This is a genomic window from Dermacoccus sp. CCH2-D9 (genome assembly GCF_001556795.1).
GTDB lineage: Bacteria > Actinomycetota > Actinomycetes > Actinomycetales > Dermatophilaceae > Dermacoccus > Dermacoccus nishinomiyaensis.
In genome coordinates this window covers 1-22037 of sequence record NZ_LSJT01000055.1, presented here as the reverse complement: position 1 = coordinate 22037, position 22037 = coordinate 1, and the positions used below count along the sequence as shown (strand labels likewise).

Sequence of the window (22037 nt, the reverse complement as noted above, 5' to 3'; positions counted from 1 at the left end):
CAGCCGACCCGCGCCCCCGCCGGCCTTAAACGCCCGAGCTTGGGAGTTTCGCAGCCGACCCGCCACCCCCTGGGCCTCAGACGCCCGAGGTTGGGAGTTTCGCAGCCGGCCCGCGGCACGCGACCGTCGAAACGCCCAAGCTTGGGAGTTTCGCACTCAGCGTCCGCGCAGCGTTCCGAACGCCTCCGAACGAACCCGCCAACAACCCGTGCCACAGGTCACCGTCGTGGGTGGAAATGTTGAGTTAACGGCGAGTTCGTCGTCACTTTCGACATTCGACACTGAAACCCAACAGGTCACCATGCATTTGTGACTCAGCTCACAAGCTTGGTTCGATCGCCCATCTTATCTTGACGTCGAGATACCCGTACGTTCGAAGAGTCCCCATTCGTGCAGCGGAAAACAATCGTGGCCAGCCACGAAACGTCCGCGGCCGGGGTGACCGACGACAGCGATCAGGACGGCACGCGCGGAGATCCCGCTCGGGCCCGATCGCACACTAAGGATGGCCGATCCACATGACGACGATGGACATGCCGAAGGCCGGCGTTCCCACCGAAGGCGGCACGACGCACGAGGGCCTCGCGGCCTGGGTTGCGGAGGTCGCCGAGATGACCACCCCCGACCGCATCCAGTGGGTGACTGGATCGGATGAGGAGTGGAAGCAGATCACCGACAAGCTCGTCGAGCAGGGTACGTTCACGCGCCTCAACGAGGAGAAGAAGCCGAACTCGTTCTACGCCGCGAGCTCGCCGCAGGACGTCGCGCGCGTCGAGGACCGCACGTACATCTGCTCCGTCGACGAGAAGGACGCCGGGCCCACCAACAACTGGATGGACCCGAACGAGATGAAGGACCTCATGCGTGGCCTGTACAAGGGCTGCATGAAGGGCCGCACGATGTACGTCATCCCCTTCGTCATGGGTCACCTCGAGGCCGAGAACCCGATGTTCGGCGTCGAGATCACCGACTCGGAGTACGTCGTCGCGTCGATGCGCGTCATGGCGCGCTGCGGCACGAAGATCCTGAAGCGCATCGAGGAGCTCGGCGAGAACGCCAAGTACGTCCCCGCGCTGCACTCGCTCGGCGCGCCGCTCGCCGACGGCCAGAAGGACGTCGCGTGGCCGTGCAACGAGGAGAAGTACATCGTGCAGTTCCCCGAGGAGCGCACGATCTGGAGCTTCGGCTCGGGTTACGGCGGCAACGCGCTGCTGGGCAAGAAGTGCTACTCGTTGCGCATCGCGTCCGTCATGGCGCGTGACGAGGGCTGGCTCGCCGAGCACATGCTCATCCTCAAGCTGATCTCCCCGGAGAACAAGGTCTACTACGTCGCGGCGGCCTTCCCGAGCGCCTGCGGCAAGACGAACCTCGCGATGCTGAAGCCGACCATCCCGGGCTGGAAGGTCGAGACGCTCGGCGACGACATCGCCTGGATGCGTTTCGGTGAGGACGGCCGCCTCTACGCCGTCAACCCCGAGTTCGGATTCTTCGGCGTCGCGCCGGGCACGAACGAGCACACGAACCCGAACGCGATGGCCGCGATCAACAAGGGCAACAGCGTCTTCACGAACGTCGCCCTGACCGACGACGGCGACGTGTGGTGGGAGGAGCTGGAGAACACGCCGGCTCACGCGACGGACTGGAAGGGCAACGACTGGACGCCCGAGTCGGGCGAGCTGTCGAGCCACCCGAACAGCCGCTACTGCACGCCGATCGACCAGTGCGACATCCTGGCCGACGAGTACAACGACCCGCAGGGCGTGCCGATCTCGGCGATCCTGTTCGGTGGCCGCCGCAAGACGACGGTTCCGCTCGTCACCGAGGCCCGCGACTGGCTGCACGGCACCTTCATGGGCGCGACGCTGTCGTCCGAGACGACGGCCGCCGCGACCGGCGCGGTGGGCGTCGTGCGCCGCGACCCGATGGCGATGCTGCCGTTCATCGGCTACAACGCCGGCGACTACTTCCAGCACTGGGTCAACGTGGGCAAGGACGCCGACGCATCCAAGCTGCCGGCGATCTTCTACGTCAACTGGTTCCGTCGTGACGAGGACGGCGGCTTCCTGTGGCCGGGCTTCGGCGAGAACAGCCGCGTCCTCAAGTGGGTCATCGAGCGCATCGAGGGCAAGGCCGCCGCGGTCGAGACGCCCATCGGCCACGTCCCGACGCCCGAGTCGCTCGACGTCGACGGCCTCGGCCTGACGGACGCGCAGCTCGAGAAGGCGCTCGCCGTCGACGTCGAGGAGTGGAAGGCCGAGATCCCGCAGATCGAGGAATGGTTCGCGAAGTTCGGCGACCAGCTGCCCGTGCAGCTGCAGGTCGAGCTCGACGGTCTCAAGGAGCGCCTCGGCGCCTGAGCCCATCACGGAGACGCTCGCCGCCTCGGTGCCTGCATGAGTAGGTTCCGCTTCGGCGGGGCGTGCGCCAGCAGGTTCCGCTTGGGCGGGGCAGACTCGATGAAGCCCAGCAGGGTGCGTCTCCCCCACGACGTGGCGATCCCGGCCGATCGTCACTGGCCGTCGTCGGTCACGAAGCCTCCCGCGTGCTCACCCGAGCGCCCGGGAGGCTTCGCCGTCCCCCCGGCGATCCTCGTCCCCGTCTGCGTTTCTCATCCCCATCGGCGAATCCTGTCCCCTTTCGCGATTCTTGGTCACATTCGCATCGGCGCCCGGCGGGAGCACCTCGGCGTCCGTGGCGGCGTCGAAGGTGGACGAGAATCGCAGATGGGGACGCCGTTCGCAGAGGTGGACGAGAATCGCGAAGGTGGACGAAATTCGCAGATGGGGACAGGAATCGCCGTTGAGGACGGGCGCAGGCTCGGGCACGGGCTCTCTCTGAGGGCCGGCGGTAGGCTGCGCCGAGACGAGAGGAATGACCGCATGATCCCCTTGGACGAGGCCAGCGCCGCCGTCATCGAACACTGTCGGAGCGGCTCACGCGTCCTGCTCGGTCTTGCCGGCGAGCCGGGCGCAGGGAAGTCGACGGCGGCCGCCCGCTTGCTGCTCGACGCCGACCAGGCCGGCGTCACGGCCGCCGTCGTGCCGATGGACGGCTTTCACCTCGCGCACAGCGTCCTCGAAAGCCGGGCGATGACGGACGTCAAGGGCGCGCCCGAGACGTTCGACGCGCACGGCTTCGTCACGCTCGTCGAACGCATCCACGCCCAGCGACCCGGCGATCCGACGATCTGGGCCCCCGAGTTCCGCCAAGAGATCGAAGACGCGGTGGCCGGCGCGATCGAGGTGCCCGCCGACACACAACTCGTCATCGTCGAAGGCAATTACGTGCTGCTCGCCGAGGAGCCGTGGGCCCGCCTGGCGCTGCTGTTCGACGTGGCGTGGATGCTCACTCCCTCAGCCGAGCGACGCCTGGCCCGTCTCATGGCCCGCCACGAGTCGTACGGCAACGACCCGGCCGACGCCCGACGACGTGCCCTCGGACCGGATCAGACCAACGCCGAACGCGTCCGCGCACACTCGCAGCGACCCGGCGTCACCATGGTCGACCCCGGCTGACGCCAGCGCGGCCGGTCAGCCTCCGCTGCCGAGGGTCATGGGCGCGCACCACGCCGTGGCACCCCACGGGAACTGGGCCCACGGGAAGATGACCTGGATCTCCTGGAGGTCGAGCACCTGCCATCCGGCAGGTGCGTTCGTACCTCCGACGCGGACCGGATCGAAGCACATCCATCGACCGATCTGGAGCCCCCGACCCCACGCCGGATCAAAGCCTGTCCCCGGCGCAGGGGGCGTCGTCGGGCCGGTCGACGTACTCGGCTCAGGCGACGTGGGCTGCGGCGAGGTCGGTTCCGTCGTCGTCGGCGGGTTGACGATGCTCGTCGTCGGCGACGTCGGATCCGAGCTCGTCGGCTGCGGTGATGTCGGTTCCGCTGTCGTCGGCGGAACGACGATGCTCGTCGTCGGTGCCGTGGGACGTGACGAAGTCGGCTGGGCCGGTGACGTCGGCGTCACGGGCGGCACGGTGCTCGTCGTCGGGCCAGCCGTCGACGATGCAGTGGGGACGTCACTCGTGGTCGGCGACGTGGTCGAATGGCTCGTCGCCGGCGAGTCGGCCACGACGATGCCCGGCCCGGTGGGCATCGACGGCGCGCTCGTCGGCGGCACCGTCGGGACGGCGTCAGCGCTCGGCGCGGCCGCCACCGAGCGCACGGGCACAGGCGGCAGCGACGTCGCGCTGTTAGCTGATGAACGGCTGGCGCCGGCATCGCTCGCCGTCGGCTGAGCCGTTGATACATCGGACGTACCTGCCGTCGACGGCGCCACCGATGCCGAAGACGAATTCGTCGCCTCGGACGACGCCGCGCCCGTCGGCTGCGTCCCGGACGGCGCGCCGGAGGTGGGCGGCGCGCCCTGCGAGCCGGCAGCGCTCGTCTGGGACGCAGCGGTGCGCGTCTCGTACCGCGCCGAATCCTTGCCCATGTAGACGAGGCCGAACGCTGCCGATGCTGCGGCGGTGAGGACGAGGCCACCTGCGGCCCAGGTGCTCACGCTGCCACCCGCGCCGATACCGCCGGACCCACCCGAGCCGCCGGACGAACCAGACGAGCCCGTAGAACCGGAGCCTCCCGCCCCGTGCGGCATCGTCAGGGCTTCGCGCAGCGCTTCCATCTTCGCGACGTTGAGCGTCGCGGGGCTGACGGTGTGGGCCCGCGCCGACAGCGCCTCTCGAAGCGTCGCTTCGAAGGCGGTGAAGTCGTCAGGTCGCAACTCACCCATCGTTGCCTCGCATGGATACCGTCAGTTTCTTCATCGCGCGGGAAGCCTGCGATTTCACGGTTCCTGTGCTGATGCCGAGGGTCTTCGCGATCTCTGCCTCGCTGAGCCCCTCCCAGTAACGCAGGACGAGCACCTCTTTCATCCGCGCCGGCAACGCGTCGAGGTGACGCAGCACCTCGGCGTGCTCGTCGGCGAGGAGGACGGGTTCGTCGGAGCCGGGTGCCGTCTCGGGCTCGGCGACGGCCATGTGTTCGCGCGCGGTGCGTCGACGGCGTAGCGCCGAGCGCGCCTGATTCATCACGGCCGTGCGCAGGTAGGCGCGCGCGTTCGCCGGCGATTCGAGGTTGTGACGGTTGCGGTAGAGGCCCAGGAACGCGTCGTGGACGACGTCCTGCGCCGACTCGACGTCGTCGACGAACTGCCGCGCCAGCCGAACCATGTCGTGGTAGGTGCTCGTGTAGAGCTCGTCGAGGTCGAGACCCTCGGGTTCGCCGTGGCCGTCATCCGGCATGCCGGCCGCGGAATCGCGGCGGGACGACGCAGCGTCGCCGTCGCGACGCGCGCGACGGGAGGTCGCGTCCCCGGCCGTCATCGCCCACGGCGGCAGGGGGATGGGCACGACGATCGACGTCATGGCGTCTCCTCCCGTCACGTGTTGGGCGCGTGGACTCGCCCTTCGGCGCGGGGCGCGGGCGCAACCCGCCGGGCTCAGCGATGCATAGGTTCCGACTCTACAGGGTGTCATGGCGGTGGATCGTGGCGCAGCTGCGCCGATCCTCTTGTCGTTCGGCACGCACCCCACGCGCCGTCCGTCCACCCCGTTCATGACCGTATAGACGCATGAGACCCATGTGGGTTGCGCGGGTCGGCGATGAGAAACGCGTCATGCTGACGCGGACGCCCGCCGATCACTGCGACGCGTCAGCCGCGACGCTCGCTCGATGCGTCCGAGGAGAAGCTCGAAGCCCTGGAGCGCCGCGGCGCCACCGGACATCGCGTCGAGGGGTGCACGTGCTCCCTGAGCCTTCGGGACGACCGCGCGATCGGGCAGCGTCGGCGAGAGCACGAGCGGGCCGAACGCGCGCTCGAGCGCGGCCCGCTGCGCGCGCTGCTCCGCCATCGACGGCTTGTACCGATTGAGGACGATGCCGAGCGGTTGCAACCCGCCGGCCTCGGTGCGGCGGATCTCGTCGATCGCCGCGAACAGTCGCGTCACGGCGTTGACGGCGAACGCACCCGCCTCCGTCACGACGACGGCGCGGTCGCTCGCGACGAGCGCACTGCGCGTCAGGCCGCTCAGGGACGGCGGCGCGTCGATGAGAACGAGGTCGTAGTCGAGCTTGCCGAGCGCGGTGCGCAGCGTGTGCAACTGCTCGCCGTCGGCGTCGGGCCTGTCGAGGTTCGCCGTCGCGTCCGAACTCGGCAGCACGTGCAGATCGGCGTTGCCGCGCGGCCAGCCGGCCGGCACGATGGCGCGCTCGAGCACCTTGCGCTTCGGCCGCTCCAGCACGTCAGCACTGACGGCCCCGGGAGCGTCGACGCCCAACGCGTACGTCGCATCCCCCTGCGGATCGAGGTCGACGACGAGCGTCGTCAGCCCCCTCGCCCGCGCTGCGGCGGCGAGGCCGAGCACGATGGACGTCTTGCCCACCCCGCCCTTGAGGCTGCACACGCTGACGACGAACATGTCTCGAACCTTACCGAGCAACGCCGCCCACCGGGGACGTTTCACCGCACCGCGACGACCGACGACCGCACCCCCTGCACCGAGGCAGGGGGTGCGGTCGTCGGTCGTGGGCGGGCGATCACTCAGCCCAGTCGAGCGTGCGCTCGACGGCCTGACCCCAGCGCTTGAGCAGACGCTGACGCTCTGCGTCGTCCATCGACGGCTCCCAACGCTTGCTCTCGGCCCACTGACGGCGCAAGTCGTCGAGGTCCTTCCAGAACCCGACGGCAAGCCCCGCGGCGTACGCGGCGCCGAGCGCGGTCGTCTCGTTGATCTTCGGGCGGATGACGTCGACGTCGAGCAGGTCGCTCTGGAACTGCATGAGCGTCTCGTTGACGACCATGCCGCCGTCGACCTTGAGCTCGGTGAGGTCGACGCCGGAGTCGGCGTTCATTGCCTTGACGACCTCCTGGCTCTGGAACGCGACGGCCTCGAGGGCGGCGCGGCAGATGTGGCCGCGGTTCGCGAAGCGGGTGAGGCCGACGATGGCGCCGCGCGCGTCGCTACGCCAGTGCGGCGCGAACAGGCCGGAGAAGGCGGGGACGACGTAGACGTCGCCGTTGTCGTCGACCTCCTTCGCGTACTTCTCGACTTCTTTGGCGTCCTTGATGAGCTTGAGGTTGTCACGCAGCCACTGCACGAGCGAGCCGGTGACGGCGATCGAACCCTCGAGTGCATAGACGGGCTTCTCGTCGCCGATCTTGTAGCAGACGGTCGTGAGCAGACCGTTCTTGCTCATCACCTTCTCCTCACCCGTGTTGAGGATGAGGAAGTTGCCCGTGCCGTACGTGTTCTTCGCGGTGCCGGGCTCGAAGCAGACCTGGCCGAACGTCGCGGCCTGCTGGTCGCCGAGCGCGCCGGAGATCGGCACGTCCTTGAGGATGCCGCGGTGACGCACCTTGCCGTAGACCTCGCTGCTGCTGCGGATCTCAGGCAGCATCGACATGGGGATGCCCATGTCCTTCGCGATGTCCTCGTCCCACTCGAGGGTGTCGAGGTTCATCAGCATCGTGCGTGAGGCGTTGGTGACGTCGGTGACGTGGACGCCGCCCTTCGGCCCGCCCGTCATGTTCCAGATGACCCACGTGTCCATCGTTCCGAACAGCAGGTCGCCCTTCTCGGCCTTCTCGCGGGCGCCGTCGACGTTGTCGAGGATCCACTTGGCCTTCGGGCCGGCGAAGTACGTCGCGAGCGGCAGACCGCACACGTCCTTGTACTTCTCGCTGCCTGCGTCACCGGCGAGTTCCTTGCAGATCGCGTCGGTGCGCGTGTCCTGCCAGACGATCGCGTTGTAGACCGGCTTGCCGGTGTTCTTGTCCCACACGAGCGTCGTCTCACGCTGGTTGGTGATGCCGACGGCGGCGATGTCGTCGGAGTCGAGGTCACCCTTTGCGAGGGCCTCGGCACAGACCTTGCGCGTGTTCGTCCAGATCTCGAGGGCGTCGTGCTCGACCCAGCCCGCCTTCGGGAAGACCTGCTGGTGCTCCATCTGCGCGACGGCGACGACCTCGCCGTCATGGTCGAAGATCATGCAGCGCGTGCTCGTCGTGCCCTGGTCGATGGCGGCGACGTACTTCTTCTCTGCCTTGTCAGCCATGTTCACTCCTCGTGCGATCCGTGTTCGATGCTGCTGGTGTCCAGTGTGCGCTTCTGCGTCAGCCGATGTAGGCGTGGGCGGCGAGACCGGCGAGCACACCACCGATGACGGGGCCGACGACCGGCACCCAGGCGTAACCCCAGTTGGAGTCGTCCTTGCGCGGGATCGGCAGGACGAAGTGCGCGAGACGCGGAGCGAGGTCACGGGCGGGGTTGATGGCATAACCCGTCGGGCCACCCAGGCTGACGCCGATCGCGACGACGAGGAACGCGACGTTGAGCGGGCCGGCCTGGCTCGGGGTCTTCGTGAACGCGAGGATCGTGAAGACGAGGATGAACGTGCCGACGACCTCGGTGACGACGTTCCAGAACGGCGCGCGCACGGCGGGAGCCGTCGAGAAGACGTTCGTCGGGGCGTCCTCGTGATCGTCGAACTGCTTCTTGTAGGCGGCCCAGACGACGACGGCACCGATGAAGCCGCCGATGAACTGCGCCGCGAGATACACGAAGGTCGACGCGACGCTGATGTCGACGCCCTTCGCGTACTCATCGGCCCCCGAGGCGAGGATGCCCAGAGTGACGGCCGGGTTGAGGTGCGCGCCCGACTTGTACGAGGCGAAGACACCGGCGAAGACGGCGAAGCCCCACCCGATGTTGATCATCAGAGGCCCTCCCCCGAAGCCTCCGTTGCGGGGCAGCAGCACGTTGGCCACCACTCCGACACCCAGGACGATGAGAATCGCCGTCCCGAGAAGTTCGCTGACGAAGACCTGACCGAGGCTCATGGGTGCCTTTCTCGACGTTCGACGGTGGCATGTGACGACCACCACTCATGCTACCGATGAAGCCTACGTCAGGCGCACCCCGGCAGGTCGGACGGGGACATGTTCCGCGTCACACCCGTCATCGTGGCCCTGGCACGCGCAAGGGATCAAGCAGCCGGGGCGGTTCCCACGCCTCGGGACAGCCGGGGACGACGTCAGCGCTCGGGCGAGGTCTCAGCGATCTCAGGCGTGCGACGCACCTCGGCCGGCGGCGACGTGAGGCACCAGGCCAGGCCCAGGAAGGGAACGACGGCGGTGACGGCCCACAGGACCCACGTGATGGCGTGCTCCATGAGACAGCTCCTCGAGATCGTGTCTACTTCTGCGCCCATGCTCGCACGGGGCCAGCGGCACCTCAACCGATCTCGTCGACCACCCACCAGGTCGATCGGACTCGCGCAGTTCGTCGCGGCCCACGCTGCCGGGAGAGGCCCACGTGGCAGGGCGTGGCCCACGCGGCCCGGCGAGCTGCGCCGCCGTCCGGTGAGGAATGACACCCCCGCAGGCGGTATCGGGGACGAACAGGCGGGTCTAAGCTGAAGGAAGACCAGAGAATCGGCGCGGCTCGGCGATCTCCGACGCGCCTTCGACCCGGCAGTGGAGGTTTTCGATGACCATGCACCCGTACAGCGCACAGTTGGGCCCCAGCTCGCGCGCCGAGTCCTGGCGCGAACTCACCGAGCGTGAGCTCGACGTCCTCGTCATCGGTGGTGGCGTCACCGGCGCCGGCACTGCGCTCGACGCCGTCACGCGCGGTCTGCGCACGGGTCTCGTCGAGGCCCGCGACTTCGCGAGCGGCACGTCGTCGCGCAGCTCTAAGCTATTCCACGGTGGCCTGCGCTACCTCGAGCAGCTCAACTTCGCGCTCGTCGCCGAGGCGCTCAAGGAGCGCGAGCTCATGATGACGCGCATCGCGCCGCACCTCGTCCACCCCGTCGCGTTCCTGTACCCGCTGTCGCACCGCGCGTGGGAGCGCCCGTACGTCGCGACCGGTATCGCGATGTACGACCAGATGGGCGGCGCCCGCTCCGTCCCGCGTCAGAAGCACCTGACGAAGAGCGGCACGATGAAGATGTTCCCCGGCCTCAAGAACGACGCGATGGTCGGCTCGATCCGCTACTACGACTGCCAGGCCGACGACGCACGTCACACGATGACGGTCGCCCGCACCGCCGCGCAGTACGGCGCGATCGTGCGCAACTCGACCGAGGTCGTCTCGCTCATCACCGAGGCCGACCGTGTCGTCGGCGCGAAGATCCGCGACGTCGAGACCGGCGAGACGGCTGACGTGCGCGCCAAGGTCGTCATCAACTGCACGGGCGTGTGGACCGACGACATCCAGAAGATGACGGGTGGCAAGGGCCGCTTCCGGGTGCGCGCGTCGAAGGGCGTGCACATCCTCGTCCCGCGTGACCGCATCGCCGGCGAGGTCGGCCTGATCCTGCGCACCGAGAAGTCGGTGCTGTTCGTCATCCCGTGGGGCCAGCAGTGGCTCATCGGCACGACCGACACCGACTGGGCGCTCGACGTCGCGCACCCCGCCGCGACGAGCAAGGACATCGACTACATCCTCGAGCACGTCAACACGGTGCTCGCCTCGCCGCTGACGCGTGACGACATCCTCGGCGTGTTCGCCGGTCTGCGTCCGCTGCTCGCCGGCGAGAGCGAGGACACCTCCGCACTGTCGCGCGAGCACGCCGTCGCGCGTCCGCAGCCGGGCCTCATCTCGATCGCCGGCGGCAAGTACACGACGTACCGCGTCATGGCCGCCGACGCCGTCGACGCCGCGGCCCAGGACCTCGGCCCGATCAAGGAGTCGGTGACGGAGGTGACGCCGCTCGTCGGCGCCGACGGTTACGCCGCGATGCTCAACCTCAAGCACGAGATCGCCGCCGAGTCGGGCCTGCCCGAGTGGCGCATCGAGCACCTGCTCAACCGTTACGGCTCGAAGCTGTACGACGTGCTCGCCCTGTCGAAGGACGACGAGTCGCTGCTCGAGCCCGTCACGAACGCCGACGAGTACCTGCGCTGCGAGATCGCGTATGCCGTCACGGACGAAGGTGCGATGCACCTCGAGGACGTCCTCGCGCGCCGCACGCGCATGTCGATCGAGACGAAGCACCGCGGCGTCGACGCGGCCGCCGAGGTCGCCGACATCATCGCGCCGATCCTGGGCTGGACGCAGGAGCAGCGCGACGCCGAGGTCGAGTCATACACCGAGCGGGTCGCTGCCGAGGTGAAGTCGCAGGAGCTCGACACCGACGAGGCATCCGACGCCGCCCGCCTGTCCGCTCCGGACCCGCGCCCGCAGCTGCGCAAGGTCGTCGCCACCCGCTGACGGTCCGTCCGCAGGAGCGCCGACCACACGTCCCACTTGTCGCAGATGCGCGGCAAGTGGGACGTCGCGTGTCGGGGTTCTCCCCACTCGGTGCAGTTCTACGCCGAGTGGGACGACGCGGCGTCACGTCTTCCCCACACGGGTGCGCATCTGCACAATGTGGAAGCGTCACGCGCGCCTCGCCCGCTCACTCGTGTGGTGATGCTCTCCGTCGTACTCGAAGGCGAGGTGCCATTGCGGATATGCGAGGTCGAAGCGCCGGTTCACTCCCTCGATGCGTACCGGGTGCTGCAGCACCGGCGTCGGCAAGCCCGCCAGCACGAACAACGGACGCAGGCGCGCCTCCATCGGCGATTCGGCGCGCCCGTCGGCGAGACGGGCAACCTGGCGCAGGCGTGGGTTCGTCGACCACTCGCTCAGCATGTCCTTCGCCATCAGCTCATGACGCGCGAGCACCGCGTCGACGAGCGGCACCCGATCGACGACCTCGCCGAGGAGATCGGCCGGCGGAGCCATCGCGATCGGCCCGGCGGCCGTCTCGGCGACGAACGAGCGCGCAGCGCCGCGAGCAACACCACCGCATCCGAATGCGACGTCGACCTCCCCGTCCCGCTCCCACTCGGTGTGCATCGGCGCCATGTGGGACGACACCGCTCGCCGCTCACACAGAAACGGCATTGAAAGGACACAGTCAGGTGGCGCAGACTCGGAGTCATGAGCACCGCTGCCCCTGCCCTGAAGCGTCCTGACGGCTCGAACGTCCGCGTCCTCGTCGTCGACGACGAGTCGAACCTCACCGAACTGCTTTCGATGGCGCTGCGCTACGAGGGGTGGGACATCAAGACGGCGGCGACGGGCAACTCGGCCGTCAAGACGGCGAAGGAGTTCAAGCCGGACGCCGTCGTGCTCGACATGATGCTGCCCGACTTCGACGGCCTCGAGGTGCTGCGGCGCATGCGCGACGAGGACCCGGCGCTGCCGGTCTTGTTCCTGACGGCACGCGACGCCGTCGAGGATCGTGTCGCCGGTCTGACGGCGGGCGGCGACGACTACGTCACGAAGCCGTTCAGCCTCGAGGAGGTCGTGGCACGCGTGCGGGCGCTGCTGCGTCGCTCGGTGCAGCTCGCCGAGGAGGAGACGTCGCTGCTCACCGTCGGCGACCTGACGCTCGACGAGGACAGCCACGAGGTGATGCGCGCCGGCACCGAGATCAACCTGACGGCAACGGAGTTCGAGCTCCTGCGCTTCCTCATGCGCAACCCGAAGCGCGTGCTGAGCAAGGCGCAGATCCTCGATCGCGTGTGGCACTACGACTTCGGTGGGCAGGCGAACGTCGTCGAGTTGTACATCAGCTACCTGCGCAAGAAGATCGACGCGGGCCGCGAACCGATGATCCACACGATGCGCGGCGCCGGTTACGTGCTCAAACCGGCCGGCTGATCGCGGCGGCGGGCATCCGTCGTCAGCGATCGTTGCCCGAGAACGCGTCGGGCACGACGCGATCACGGGCGAAGATGGAGGCCTGGAGCCCGTCCCCATCCCCACGCGGAGACGACCACCCGCCCTCGAGCAGCTGGGAGACAGCGACCCGTCATGATCCTCAACCCGGCCCGGTGGACGCTGCGTTCGAAGCTGCTCGCGTCCATCGTCACCCTGTTCATCGTCGTGCTGACGCTCATCGGCGCCGCGACGGTGCTGTCGATGCGCACTTCGCTGATGAAGCAGGTCGATCAGCAACTCATCGACGTCGAGCGCGCCGTCGGCGGCGGGCCGGCGGGAACCACGGAGCTGGGCGGGCCGGCGGACAAGGACTCGCACCGTCGCGCACCAGGCCTCGGGGGCAGTGTGCTGCGGCTGACGCTCGACGCGTCGTCGACGCCTGATTCGCTCGTGGTCGACCAGAACTATGTCTCGTCCGCGACGGGCACACAGTTGACGTTGTCGCAAGCGCAGATTCGCAGTCTCGCGACGGCAGACCTGGGCACGACGCCGAAGACGATGGATTTCGACGGCTCCCTAGGCCGCTACCGCGTCGTGCGTGTCCCGAAGCCCGACGGGGACATCGCGTTCATCGGGCTACCGCTCGCGCCGATCGACGACAACATCCGCGCGCTCGCCGGCAACATCGCACTCATGGGGCTGCTCGGTCTCGTCACGATCGGGGGCGCCTCGTTCCTGCTCGTGCGTCGTAACCTGCGGCCGCTGCAGCAGGTGGCAGCGACGGCGGAACGTGTCTCTGAACTGCCGCTGGGGCGTGGTGACGTGCGCACCGACGAGCGCGTGCCGGTGGCGCTGACCGACGATCACACCGAGGTCGGCACCGTCGGGTTGGCGCTGAACAACCTGCTCGACCATGTCGACTCAGCGCTCGACGCGCGTCACGAGAGCGAGATGCAGGTGCGCCAGTTCGTCGCCGATGCCAGCCATGAGCTACGCACGCCACTCGCATCGATCCGTGGCTACGCGGAGTTGTCGCGGCGCGAGAAGGAGCCGGTTCCCGTCGGTGTCACGCATGCGCTGGGCCGCATCGAGTCGGAAGCGGGACGCATGACGACACTCGTCGAAGACCTGCTGTTGCTCGCCCGACTCGACGCAGGGCGCGAGCTCGAACGCGAACCGGTCGACCTGACGCGCGTCGTCGTCGAGACCGTCAGCGATCTGCACGCGGCTGGGCCCGAGCACGTGTGGCATCTCGACCTGCCGGAGGATCTGGAGGACTTCCCGGAGGTCATCGGCGATGAGGCGCGCCTGCGTCAGGTCGTCATCAACCTCTTGGCCAACGCGCGGCGTCACACCCCGGCGGGCACGACGGTGACGGCCGGCCTCGCGCGGCGCGATGACGACGTGCTGCTCACCGTCACCGATGACGGCCCTGGCATCCCGCCCGAGTTCATGCCGCACCTGTTCGAGCGGTTCACGCGCGGGGACGCAGCGCGAACGCGTACGGAGGGCTCGACGGGGTTGGGGTTGTCGATCGTCGATGCGGTCGTCGCGGCGCATCACGGTACCGTGCGGGTGGAGAGCCGGCCGGGACGCACGTGCTTCACGGTGTCCCTGCCCCTCGAAGATCCGCGGCCATCGTCTCAGGAGGACCGATCGTGAACCCGACGCCCGGCGCGGACACCGCGCACCGCTCGACGACCGCGCCCGTCTCTACTGCTTCGACCTCATCGGGTTCGAGCGACGAGTCGATGACGGCGAACGCTCCAGGCAGCAGCCGCCTCGACGCGCTGCGCTCCCCCGGAGCGGCGCAGGCGATGCGCTTCGCGATGGTCGGCATCGCCTCGACGGTGCTCTACACGGTGTTGTTCGCCGTTCTCGACACGCGAATGAACCACCAGATCGCGAACATCTTGGCGCTGCTCATCTGCACGGTGCTCAACACGTGGGTCAATCAGCGGTTCACGTTCGACGCGGCCGGCCACGAACGCGGCCGTGACGCTCACCTGCAGAGCCTCGCCATCCTCGTCGTCACGCTCGCCGTGACGAGCGGAGCCCTCGCCCTCGAACATCACCAGTGGCCGCACGCCTCGACGCTGTGGGACACCGTGACGGTGACCGTCGGCAACGCCATCGCCACCGTCATCCGCTTCGTGGTGTTCCGCCGCATCTTCGCCGCCCGGGACTGAACGGGCGCGGCGCACGGTGCGCCCGAGCCATCGAGGCCCGTCTAATCCGCCCCCCGATCTACAGGTCCTCGCTTCACCGGGTGCTACCGGTCATTATGTCGATGCTCCAACTTCGTGATGCATTCAGCACCGCACTCGGCCGTCCGGCCAACCTCCGCGTCCAACAACAGGTTCCACCGCCCGTGGGGATCCGTCTTCGCAGTTCCGCTTCAGGCGAAGACGACGTCCGTCGTCACGTCCGGGCGGCGCATCTCGCGCGCCTCGGCGAGATAGTTCTGCCGCATCGTCCACGGCGCGGCGTCGCTGCGACGCGGCATGATGTCGGCCGCGCGGCGCAGATAGCCCGAATCCATCTCGAGCAGCGGGCGCCGGCCGAGCCCTGACGGCGGGACGGGCGTCGCGCTGCGGTAGCGGCCGTCACGCAGATGCTTGATCATCCGCGCGACGAACCGGTGCGACAGGTCACCGCGCAAGCTCCACGACGCGTTGATGTAGCCGACGCAGAGCGCCGCGTTCGGCACGCCCTCGAGCATGCAGCCGCGGTAGACGAGACGCTGCGAGACGTCGACCGGCTCGCCGTCGATGCGCAGGCTCGCGCCGCCGAGCAACTCGACGGCCAGACCCGTCGCCGTCACGATGACGTCGGTCTCGAGCAGCTCACCCGAACCCGTACGCACCCCGCCCGGCTCGACGCTCGCGACCGTGTCGGTGACGACCCTGGTACGCCCGTGCCTGACCGCCTTGAACAGGTCGCCGTCAGGCACGATGCACAACCGCTGATCCCACGGCGCATACGGCGCGGTGAAGCTGTCGACGTGCTCCTCACCCGCACCCTGACGAACGTTCGCACGCAGCACCGCACGCGCCGCCCGCGGCAGGCGCCGCGCCGTCTGGTACGAACCCCACTGCGCCGCAACGTTCTTCGCCCGCATGACGGCGTGCTTGCGCTGCGGGCTGAGCCGCTCGTCCGGGATCTTCGCCAACGCCGCCGCGAGCGGATCACGCGACGGCTGCGCGAGCACATACGTCGGCGTTCGCTGCAGCATCGTCACCTCCGCGCCGAGATCGGCGAGCGCCGGCACGAGCGTCATCGCCGTCGCACCCGAGCCGATGACGACGACGCGCCGGCCCGCCACGTCGAGATCTTGCGGCCAGAACTGCGGATGCACGACCTGGCCCGCGAACTCCGCGAGAGCGGGGATGTCCGCCGCATACGGCTCGGCGTAGCTGTAGTAACCGCTGCACGCGTGGATGAAGCCGGCCGTCGTCTCGACCTCGCCGTCAGGTGTGTCGACGCGCAGCCGCCACACCGCGTCAGCACTGCTCCAATCCGCGCTGACGACCTTGTGCCGCAGACGAATCCGCTCACTCACACCGAACGCGTCGGCCGTCGAACGGATGTAGTCGAGGATGTCCTCACCCGCCGCGATCGCCTTCTCCTGATGCCACGGCGCGAACGGATACGACATCGTGTACATGTCCGAATCCGTTCGCACCCCCGGATACCGGAACTGATCCCACGTGCCACCGAGCGCATCCCGCGCCTCGCGAACGACGTAATCGACGCCCGGATTCGCCTCCTGGATGCGACACGCCGCCCCGACGCCCGACAACCCAGCACCGACCACGACGACATCGACGTGCTCCACCTGCTGCTGCACACCCACCGACACGACGAACTCCTCACTCCACGAACACACCACCTGCGAGGCTAACGACCCCGACGTGGGCGCGTGGCCCGTCGAGACAGGTGCGATACCGAGGGGTGGGGTGCCGTGGCGCCCGGGCGGGCGGCCGAGCTGTCGGAACGGGCGGAGGGCCTCCGTCGGCGCGACGTGCGCTCGCTTCGCTCTTGTGGCGGCCCGGGCGAGTTGTTGAGCTGTCGGAACGGGCGGAGGGACTCCGTCGGCGCGACGCGCGCTCGCTTCGCTCGCGGGCGTCGTGCCTCCTCCTCAAATCCCCCGTACCCATTCAGCGAGAGTGACGAGGGCCCCGCCGGGGCGACTTCGTCGCGCCCGGCGGGGCCCTCGTCACTCTCGCTGGCGGAGGCGGAGGGATTTGAACCCTCGATGGGGCTATAAACCCCAAACCCGCTTAGCAGGCGGGCGCCATAGACCGGACTAGGCGACGCCTCCTCCGCGCAGCTTTCGCTGCAGCCCTGAAAGGTTATCCGACCCGCCCCGCCACACCAAACCGCCTCCCCCCGACACGTCAACACAGGAGACTCACACCTGGGCTTCGGCCGGCGTCGAGCTTCGTCACCAGATTGAGACATTTCCTCCTTCATCCCTCATGATGGAGTGTCAGGGGCAGCTTTCGGTGCCCTCACACGCAACAGAGAGGGCCACGATGGCGAGGCAGGCGGAGCACGAACCATCCGGTGCGCACGCACCGTCCGACGTGACCCGCTCGAGCGAGCGTCAACGCCGCCGTGCGACGCTACGCCGCTCTCTGTCGTTGACATTTCTGAGCACCCTCGTCCCCGGCCTCGGGTTGATGTGGACGAAACGTCGCACCGTCGGCGTCATCCTCCTGCTCATCGCCGTCATCGCCGGCATCGCTCTCAGCATCTTCCTCCTGAGCGGTAACGTCCTCACCGGCGCCGCCAACGTCCTCACCTCGACCGGCCTCAAGCTCGCCCTCGTCGCGCTGGCCGCTGCCCTCGTGCTGTGGTTGACGTCGATCGTTCTCACCGCGCGCACGACGCACACCGACGGCTGGTCGCACCGCGGCGACATCCTGTTCAAGGCCTTCACCGCCCTCATGTGCCTCGCCGTGACGATGCCGCTCGCGCGCGCCGTCAGCACCGTCACCGTCACGCAGGACGCGTTCGGCACCATGTTCATCGAGAACGGCAAGGGCGCCGCCTCCACCAAGGAGAACGCGTTCAAGAAGAAGGCCCGCGTCAACCTCATGCTCGTCGGTTCCGACGCGGGTAGCGACCGCACGGGCATCCGCACGGACTCGCTCATGGTCGCCTCGATCGACACCCACACGGGTGACACGACCCTCATCAGCATCCCGCGCAACTGGAACTACGTCCCGTTCCCCGAGTCGAACCCGCTGCACAAGCTCTACCCGAACGGCTTCCACTGCCCCGAACGTGGTGCGGGCGACCCCTGTTGGATGGATGCGGTGTGGAGCGAAGCTGACACGCAGCACCCGGAGTTGTTCCCCGGTGAGCAGTACGCCGGCCTCAACGCGACGCGCGACGTCGTGCAGGAGATCATCGGCATGCCGATCGACTACTCCACCGTCATCAACCTCAAGGGCTTCCAGGACCTCGTCGACGCCATGGGCGGCGTCGACATGACGATCCCTCCCGGGGGCATCGCCATCGGTGGCAAGATCGAGGGCGGCGCGATCGTGCCCGGCTCGATCACCGGCCGCATCCCCGAAGGACGCCAACACCTGAACGGTCAGCAAGCCCTGTGGTACTCACGCAGCCGCGTCGAGACCGGCGACGGCGACCGCATGCGCCGTCAGCGCTGCATGGTCAACGCACTCATCGACCAGACCAACCCCATCTCACTGGTCAACCAGTTCCCCTCGATCATGAAGGTCGCCAAGGAGAACATCCTGCTCGACCTGCCGCAGAGCGAACTGCCCGACCTCGCCGACCTCGCGAACACGATGAAGAAGGGCCAGACGAAGAGCGTCAACCTCGCCTACCCCGTCATCAGCGACAGCCACCCCGACTACGACAAGGTGCGCGCCCTCATCAAGAAGGGCATGGATCGCTCGACGCCGGCCCCGAAGCCGAAGTCCAGCTCGAGCGCTTCGTCGTCGACCGCCCCGAACTCGTCGTCGAGCAGCGCGAGCACCAGCTCGTCGAGCAGCGACCAGGCCATCGACGACACCACGGCCACCTGTTGATCGTGCGCACGACTGAACGCAGACTCGGCTGCGCCGCCCACCCCACGAGGGACGGGCGGCGCACTCGTCTGCGTGACGGGCCCCGCCCGAGCATGACGGAGTCGGCGCACGACGAAGCCCCCAGCCGAACGGCTGGGGGCTTCGTACGAAAACGCTACGAGATCAGATGATCAGGCAGCCGTGACGTTCGAGGCCTGCGGGCCCTTGTCGCCCTGCGTGATCTCGAACTCGACGCGCTGACCCTCGTCGAGCGAGCGGTAGCCGTTGGTCTGGATGGCGGAGAAGTGAACGAAGACGTCGGCGCCGCCGCCGTCCTGCTCGATGAAGCCGAAGCCCTTCTCAGCGTTGAACCACTTCACAGTGCCCTGTGCCATGGGAAATCCCTCAATCTGTTTCTCTGCGTTGAGCCTGCACTTTTTGCAGGCTCAGGCTGATGTGCATGCCGTGAACGCCTGAGGTGATGTACAACAGGGGTAAAACCGGGTTCTGCAAAGCAACCACCCTCACGCTAACACGAGCGGCCCCGCGGGCTTCATTCCACGCGTCCCGCGAAGGTGAACAGTTGGTGACCCGCAGCAGCTGGAGCAGTGGGCGGAGAGCGTCACTTCCAGCCCGAGCAGGACCTCGAGCGCGCATCGGAGCATCGAGCCGGGTAGGTGTGCGCCGCCGGTGTCACTCGTTGCGCATCGACAGCGGTGTGGCGCCGCCGTCCATCGCTGCCGCGAGTTCGGCCTCGGCGGCCGCGCCCTGGGCGGCACGCACCGAGCTCAGCTTGACGACCGAGTACAGCAGCAGCGCGAGCCCGGCCACCTCACCGGCGACGGCGAGGGGCGTGTCGCGCAGTTGGTCGCCGTAGACGCTGACACCGATGAGGACGCTGAACAGCGGATCGAGCGAGGCGACGACGGGCAGCACGACGTTGAGAGGCGCCGCCGCGAACGCCACCTGGTTGAGCGCCAGACCACAGGCAGCGAGCGCGATGAGCACCCACAGCTGCCACGACGTCAGCACCGCGTCGAGACCGAAGAGGTGTGAGATCTGCGTCGTCGACTTCATCAACCCGGCCGTCGTCGCGTAGACGATGGCGACGGACGCTGCGAGCGCCCGGGCACGCATCCGCGGGCGCATCGAGCGCGTGCCGAACACCGCGCCGAGGACGAACAGGCCGCCCACGACGGCGAGGATGATGGCGGGCACGCGACGACCGATGGCCGTCTCTCCGTGTGCGGAGATCGCGTCGGAGACGAGCAGGAACATCACGAGGCCGGCGACGAGCGTCAGCGAATGGAGGATCTCCGAACGTGTCGGGCGTGTGCGCAGCATGACGTGGTTGAGCCCGAGGCTGATGACGAGCGACATGCACAGCACCGGCTGCACGACCGAGAGGCTGCCGTACTTGAGGGCGAGGATCTGGAAGACGACGCACAGCCCGTCGAACACCATGGCGATGGCGAACGTCGGGTTCGCGACCCAGGCCACTGCCGCGGCGCGCAACCCGCGCCGGGGGTGCTTCTCACCGTCTGCTCGCTCGTCGGCCGCCGGCTGCTCCACGGCATGCTGTGCGGCGCGGTGCTTGAACACCGTCGACAGCGCCGCACACGCACTGGAGGCGACAGCCAGCAGCAGGACGAGCAGCATGCGACCTCCGAGCGACGACGTTGTCGGACGCCACGGCATCGGCCTCCCGGCCTCAGGGTACTGGCCGAGGGCGGTCAGGGACGTTCAGGCACGGCGGTGCACGACTGGGAGTTCTGCGAAGGTGTCCAGACCCATCTCGCGCCGCAGAACCTCCGCCGCAACGGCCCGAGCCGGCTCGAGGTCTGCGTCGACGAAGGCCAGGCGCGTGCGGCGCTCGACGAGATCGTCGAGCGTCATGGCACCCTCGTGCCGCACCGCGTGGACGAACTCGGCGACCAGCGTCGACGATCCGGGCACGACGCGCTCGGCGTAGAACGACGATTCGTCGGCGATCGCGGCCACCGACGGGGCCAACGTGCCGTAGCGGCGCACGAGCCGCTCGGGCGCCGCGACGCGAGCGAGGACGTCAGTCGGGGCTGCGCCGAGAAGCGGAAGCTCACGCGTTCGGCACGATGCGATCACGCCTCCGACGCGCCGGGCGACGGCGTCGACGGCGTCCTGCGCCATGCGACGATACGTCGTGAACTTTCCTCCCGTGATGGTGATCGGGGCGCCCGGCTCGTCGAGGAGCAGGTGCTTGCGCGAGGCGTCGGCGGTCGCGCCTTGCCCGCTCGAGGCGTCGGCGCGCGTCACGAGCGGTCGCAGACCAGCGAAGCGCCCGACGACGTCGTCGCGCGTCAGCGGACGGGCCAGGACGGCGTTCATCGTGGCGAGCAGGAACTGCTCGTCTTCGTCCGGGACGGAAGGCGCGAGCGGGTCGGCGTCCGGGTCGGCCTCGTCCGTCAGCCCGATGAGGACGAGCCCGTCGGCGATCGGAATCGCGAACACGTAGCGGCCAAAGTGCCCGGGCACCGGTGCGACGAGCTGCGCCGAAGGGTCACCCACCGCGCTCGCCCGGACGACGAGGTGCGAGCCACGCGAGGGCGTGACGGTGAGACGCTCGTCGTGCTCGCCGCTCCACACCCCCGTCGCGAGCACGATGTGGCCGTGGGCGACGAACGACTCCCCCGTCAGCTGGTCGGTGAGCTCGACGGACTCAGAGTCGAGCGGACGCGCCGCACACCGCGTCACGACGTCGGCGCCGTGCGCCGCGGCGGTGCGCGCGAGGGTCGTCACGAAGCGCGCGTCGTCCTCGAGCTGGCCGTCGGTGTAGCGCAGCGCCGCGCGGCCGCGCACTGCCCCAGGCACGAGCGACTCGACGTCACGCACCCGAATGCGGCGCGGCGCGGCGAGGACGTTCGACGGCGTGCGGCTGACGCGGCGCAGCCCGTCCGAGAGGGTGATGCCGAGGTTCGAGACGGCCGTCTCACCGATGCCGGTGTCGAGCACCACCGTGTGCAGCGGCCGCACGAGATGCGGCGCGATGCTCGTCATCAGGTGATGACGCTCGCGCGCCGACTCGTAGGCGACGGCGAGGTCACCCTTTGCGAGATAGCGCAGGCCGCCATGGATGAGCTTGCTGCTCCACCGACTCGTCCCTGCCGCCAGATCGACGCGCTCGACGAGTGCCGTGCGCAGCCCGCGCGACGCCGCGTCGAGCGCCACGCCGGCACCCGTCACCCCGGCGCCGACGACGATGACGTCGTAGCGCTCGTGGGCGAGGCGGTGCAGTGCCGCAGCGCGTTGGGTGGGGTTGAGGCTGCCCACGCTGGGGTCACTGGCGGGGTGGCAGGG

Annotated in this window: 20 protein-coding genes and 1 tRNA gene; 8 read left to right on the top strand and 13 right to left on the bottom strand. The window is 68.6% G+C overall.

Translation table 11 applies throughout. The annotated features are described in order from the left end of the window. The first annotated feature begins 518 nt into the window (after window positions 1-518). Complete coding sequence (locus tag AX669_RS05220; protein ID WP_038566783.1) at window positions 519-2357, top strand: phosphoenolpyruvate carboxykinase (GTP); 1839 nt, start codon at window positions 519-521, stop codon at window positions 2355-2357. Between the two features lie 189 nt (window positions 2358-2546). Here the strand turns inward: AX669_RS05220 and AX669_RS13600 are convergent, their stop codons facing one another. Then, window positions 2547-2825: a hypothetical protein gene (locus tag AX669_RS13600; RefSeq protein WP_160126174.1), complete on the bottom strand. Its 279-nt coding sequence runs from the start codon at window positions 2823-2825 to the stop codon at window positions 2547-2549. Between the two features lie 54 nt (window positions 2826-2879). On the opposite strand from AX669_RS13600, the gene AX669_RS05215 reads away from it, so the two are divergent. After that, window positions 2880-3515 (top strand): hypothetical protein, encoded by a 636-nt coding sequence (locus AX669_RS05215; protein ID WP_062257053.1) that lies wholly within the window; start codon window positions 2880-2882, stop codon window positions 3513-3515. Between the two features lie 15 nt (window positions 3516-3530). Here AX669_RS05215 and AX669_RS13290 read toward each other — a convergent pair whose 3' ends face one another. Further along, the gene (locus tag AX669_RS13290) at window positions 3531-3686 is read right to left on the bottom strand and encodes a hypothetical protein (RefSeq protein WP_006944151.1); all 156 of its coding nucleotides are present in this window, start codon (window positions 3684-3686) and stop codon (window positions 3531-3533) included. A 100-nt stretch (window positions 3687-3786) separates the two neighbouring features. On the opposite strand from AX669_RS13290, the gene AX669_RS05210 reads away from it, so the two are divergent. Beyond that, entirely contained in the window at window positions 3787-4242 is a 456-nt protein-coding gene (locus tag AX669_RS05210; protein WP_062257051.1) for a hypothetical protein, read from the top strand. A gap of 486 nt (window positions 4243-4728) precedes the next feature. Here AX669_RS05210 and AX669_RS05205 read toward each other — a convergent pair whose 3' ends face one another. The 5 genes from AX669_RS05205 to AX669_RS13285 form a co-directional block, all read right to left on the bottom strand. Beyond that, a complete protein-coding gene (locus AX669_RS05205) occupies window positions 4729-5370 on the bottom strand; it encodes an RNA polymerase sigma factor (RefSeq protein ID WP_006946678.1) in 642 nt (213 codons plus the stop codon). A 249-nt stretch (window positions 5371-5619) separates the two neighbouring features. Then, a complete protein-coding gene (locus tag AX669_RS05200) occupies window positions 5620-6423 on the bottom strand; it encodes a ParA family protein (protein ID WP_006946687.1) in 804 nt (267 codons plus the stop codon). 118 nt (window positions 6424-6541) lie between these two features. Further along, a complete protein-coding gene (gene glpK, locus AX669_RS05195) occupies window positions 6542-8059 on the bottom strand; it encodes a glycerol kinase GlpK (RefSeq protein WP_006946725.1) in 1518 nt (505 codons plus the stop codon). Window positions 8060-8117: 58 nt separating this feature from the next. Beyond that, window positions 8118-8843, bottom strand: coding sequence for an MIP/aquaporin family protein (locus tag AX669_RS05190; RefSeq protein ID WP_006946749.1), 726 nt, complete (start codon window positions 8841-8843; stop codon window positions 8118-8120). 194 nt (window positions 8844-9037) lie between these two features. Continuing rightward, window positions 9038-9175, bottom strand: coding sequence for a hypothetical protein (locus tag AX669_RS13285; RefSeq protein ID WP_006946717.1), 138 nt, complete (start codon window positions 9173-9175; stop codon window positions 9038-9040). Window positions 9176-9492: 317 nt separating this feature from the next. Between AX669_RS13285 and AX669_RS05185 the strand changes: the two genes are divergently transcribed. Next, window positions 9493-11220 carry a glycerol-3-phosphate dehydrogenase/oxidase gene (locus tag AX669_RS05185; protein WP_006946713.1) on the top strand — a complete coding sequence of 576 codons (1728 nt, stop codon included), beginning with the start codon at window positions 9493-9495 and terminating at the stop codon, window positions 11218-11220. A gap of 168 nt (window positions 11221-11388) precedes the next feature. On the opposite strand, the gene AX669_RS05180 is transcribed toward AX669_RS05185, so the two are convergent. Continuing rightward, window positions 11389-11859: a hypothetical protein gene (locus tag AX669_RS05180; protein ID WP_062257049.1), complete on the bottom strand. Its 471-nt coding sequence runs from the start codon at window positions 11857-11859 to the stop codon at window positions 11389-11391. Window positions 11860-11934: 75 nt separating this feature from the next. On the opposite strand from AX669_RS05180, the gene AX669_RS05175 reads away from it, so the two are divergent. From AX669_RS05175 to AX669_RS05165, 3 genes are all read left to right on the top strand, one after another. Then, window positions 11935-12660 carry a response regulator transcription factor gene (locus tag AX669_RS05175; RefSeq protein WP_062257047.1) on the top strand — a complete coding sequence of 242 codons (726 nt, stop codon included), beginning with the start codon at window positions 11935-11937 and terminating at the stop codon, window positions 12658-12660. A 153-nt stretch (window positions 12661-12813) separates the two neighbouring features. Next, entirely contained in the window at window positions 12814-14322 is a 1509-nt protein-coding gene (locus tag AX669_RS05170) for a cell wall metabolism sensor histidine kinase WalK (protein ID WP_006946668.1), read from the top strand. After that, window positions 14319-14849: a GtrA family protein gene (locus tag AX669_RS05165; RefSeq protein ID WP_062257044.1), complete on the top strand. Its 531-nt coding sequence runs from the start codon at window positions 14319-14321 to the stop codon at window positions 14847-14849. The genes AX669_RS05170 and AX669_RS05165 overlap by 4 nt, the downstream gene beginning before the upstream one ends. Window positions 14850-15058: 209 nt before the next feature. Here AX669_RS05165 and AX669_RS05160 read toward each other — a convergent pair whose 3' ends face one another. Both AX669_RS05160 and AX669_RS05155 read right to left on the bottom strand, forming a co-directional pair. Then, the gene (locus AX669_RS05160; protein ID WP_231729424.1) at window positions 15059-16549 is read right to left on the bottom strand and encodes an NAD(P)/FAD-dependent oxidoreductase; all 1491 of its coding nucleotides are present in this window, start codon (window positions 16547-16549) and stop codon (window positions 15059-15061) included. Between the two features lie 340 nt (window positions 16550-16889). Further along, window positions 16890-16984, bottom strand: a tRNA-Ser gene (locus AX669_RS05155). Window positions 16985-17306: 322 nt separating this feature from the next. On the opposite strand from AX669_RS05155, the gene AX669_RS05150 reads away from it, so the two are divergent. Continuing rightward, window positions 17307-18725, top strand: coding sequence for an LCP family protein (locus tag AX669_RS05150; RefSeq protein WP_167539823.1), 1419 nt, complete (start codon window positions 17307-17309; stop codon window positions 18723-18725). Window positions 18726-18895: 170 nt separating this feature from the next. On the opposite strand, the gene AX669_RS05145 is transcribed toward AX669_RS05150, so the two are convergent. The 3 genes from AX669_RS05145 to AX669_RS05135 all read right to left on the bottom strand — a co-directional run. Further along, window positions 18896-19099, bottom strand: a complete 204-nt coding sequence (locus AX669_RS05145) for a cold-shock protein (RefSeq protein WP_006946709.1) — start codon at window positions 19097-19099, stop codon at window positions 18896-18898. Window positions 19100-19397: 298 nt separating this feature from the next. Then, window positions 19398-20363: a DMT family transporter gene (locus AX669_RS05140; RefSeq protein ID WP_062257042.1), complete on the bottom strand. Its 966-nt coding sequence runs from the start codon at window positions 20361-20363 to the stop codon at window positions 19398-19400. Between the two features lie 84 nt (window positions 20364-20447). Then, a partial coding sequence (locus AX669_RS05135) for an FAD-dependent oxidoreductase (RefSeq protein WP_369815063.1) occupies window positions 20448-22037 on the bottom strand: 1590 nt, incomplete at its 5' end.

What these genes read in the sequence shown, in the direction of transcription:
- AX669_RS05220 (WP_038566783.1), top strand. Translation starts at nt 519, where the DNA reads ATGACGACGATGGACATGCCGAAGGCCGGCGTTCCCACCGAAGGCGGC.
- AX669_RS05215 (WP_062257053.1), top strand. Translation starts at nt 2,880, where the DNA reads ATGATCCCCTTGGACGAGGCCAGCGCCGCCGTCATCGAACACTGTCGG.
- AX669_RS13290 (WP_006944151.1), bottom strand. Translation starts at nt 3,686, where the DNA reads ATGTGCTTCGATCCGGTCCGCGTCGGAGGTACGAACGCACCTGCCGGA.
- AX669_RS05205 (WP_006946678.1), bottom strand. Translation starts at nt 5,370, where the DNA reads ATGACGTCGATCGTCGTGCCCATCCCCCTGCCGCCGTGGGCGATGACG.
- AX669_RS05200 (WP_006946687.1), bottom strand. Translation starts at nt 6,423, where the DNA reads ATGTTCGTCGTCAGCGTGTGCAGCCTCAAGGGCGGGGTGGGCAAGACG.
- glpK (WP_006946725.1), bottom strand. Translation starts at nt 8,059, where the DNA reads ATGGCTGACAAGGCAGAGAAGAAGTACGTCGCCGCCATCGACCAGGGC.
- AX669_RS05190 (WP_006946749.1), bottom strand. Translation starts at nt 8,843, where the DNA reads ATGAGCCTCGGTCAGGTCTTCGTCAGCGAACTTCTCGGGACGGCGATT.
- AX669_RS13285 (WP_006946717.1), bottom strand. Translation starts at nt 9,175, where the DNA reads ATGGAGCACGCCATCACGTGGGTCCTGTGGGCCGTCACCGCCGTCGTT.
- AX669_RS05185 (WP_006946713.1), top strand. Translation starts at nt 9,493, where the DNA reads ATGACCATGCACCCGTACAGCGCACAGTTGGGCCCCAGCTCGCGCGCC.
- AX669_RS05180 (WP_062257049.1), bottom strand. Translation starts at nt 11,859, where the DNA reads ATGGCGCCGATGCACACCGAGTGGGAGCGGGACGGGGAGGTCGACGTC.
- AX669_RS05175 (WP_062257047.1), top strand. Translation starts at nt 11,935, where the DNA reads ATGAGCACCGCTGCCCCTGCCCTGAAGCGTCCTGACGGCTCGAACGTC.
- AX669_RS05170 (WP_006946668.1), top strand. Translation starts at nt 12,814, where the DNA reads ATGATCCTCAACCCGGCCCGGTGGACGCTGCGTTCGAAGCTGCTCGCG.
- AX669_RS05145 (WP_006946709.1), bottom strand. Translation starts at nt 19,099, where the DNA reads ATGGCACAGGGCACTGTGAAGTGGTTCAACGCTGAGAAGGGCTTCGGC.
- AX669_RS05140 (WP_062257042.1), bottom strand. Translation starts at nt 20,363, where the DNA reads ATGCTGCTCGTCCTGCTGCTGGCTGTCGCCTCCAGTGCGTGTGCGGCG.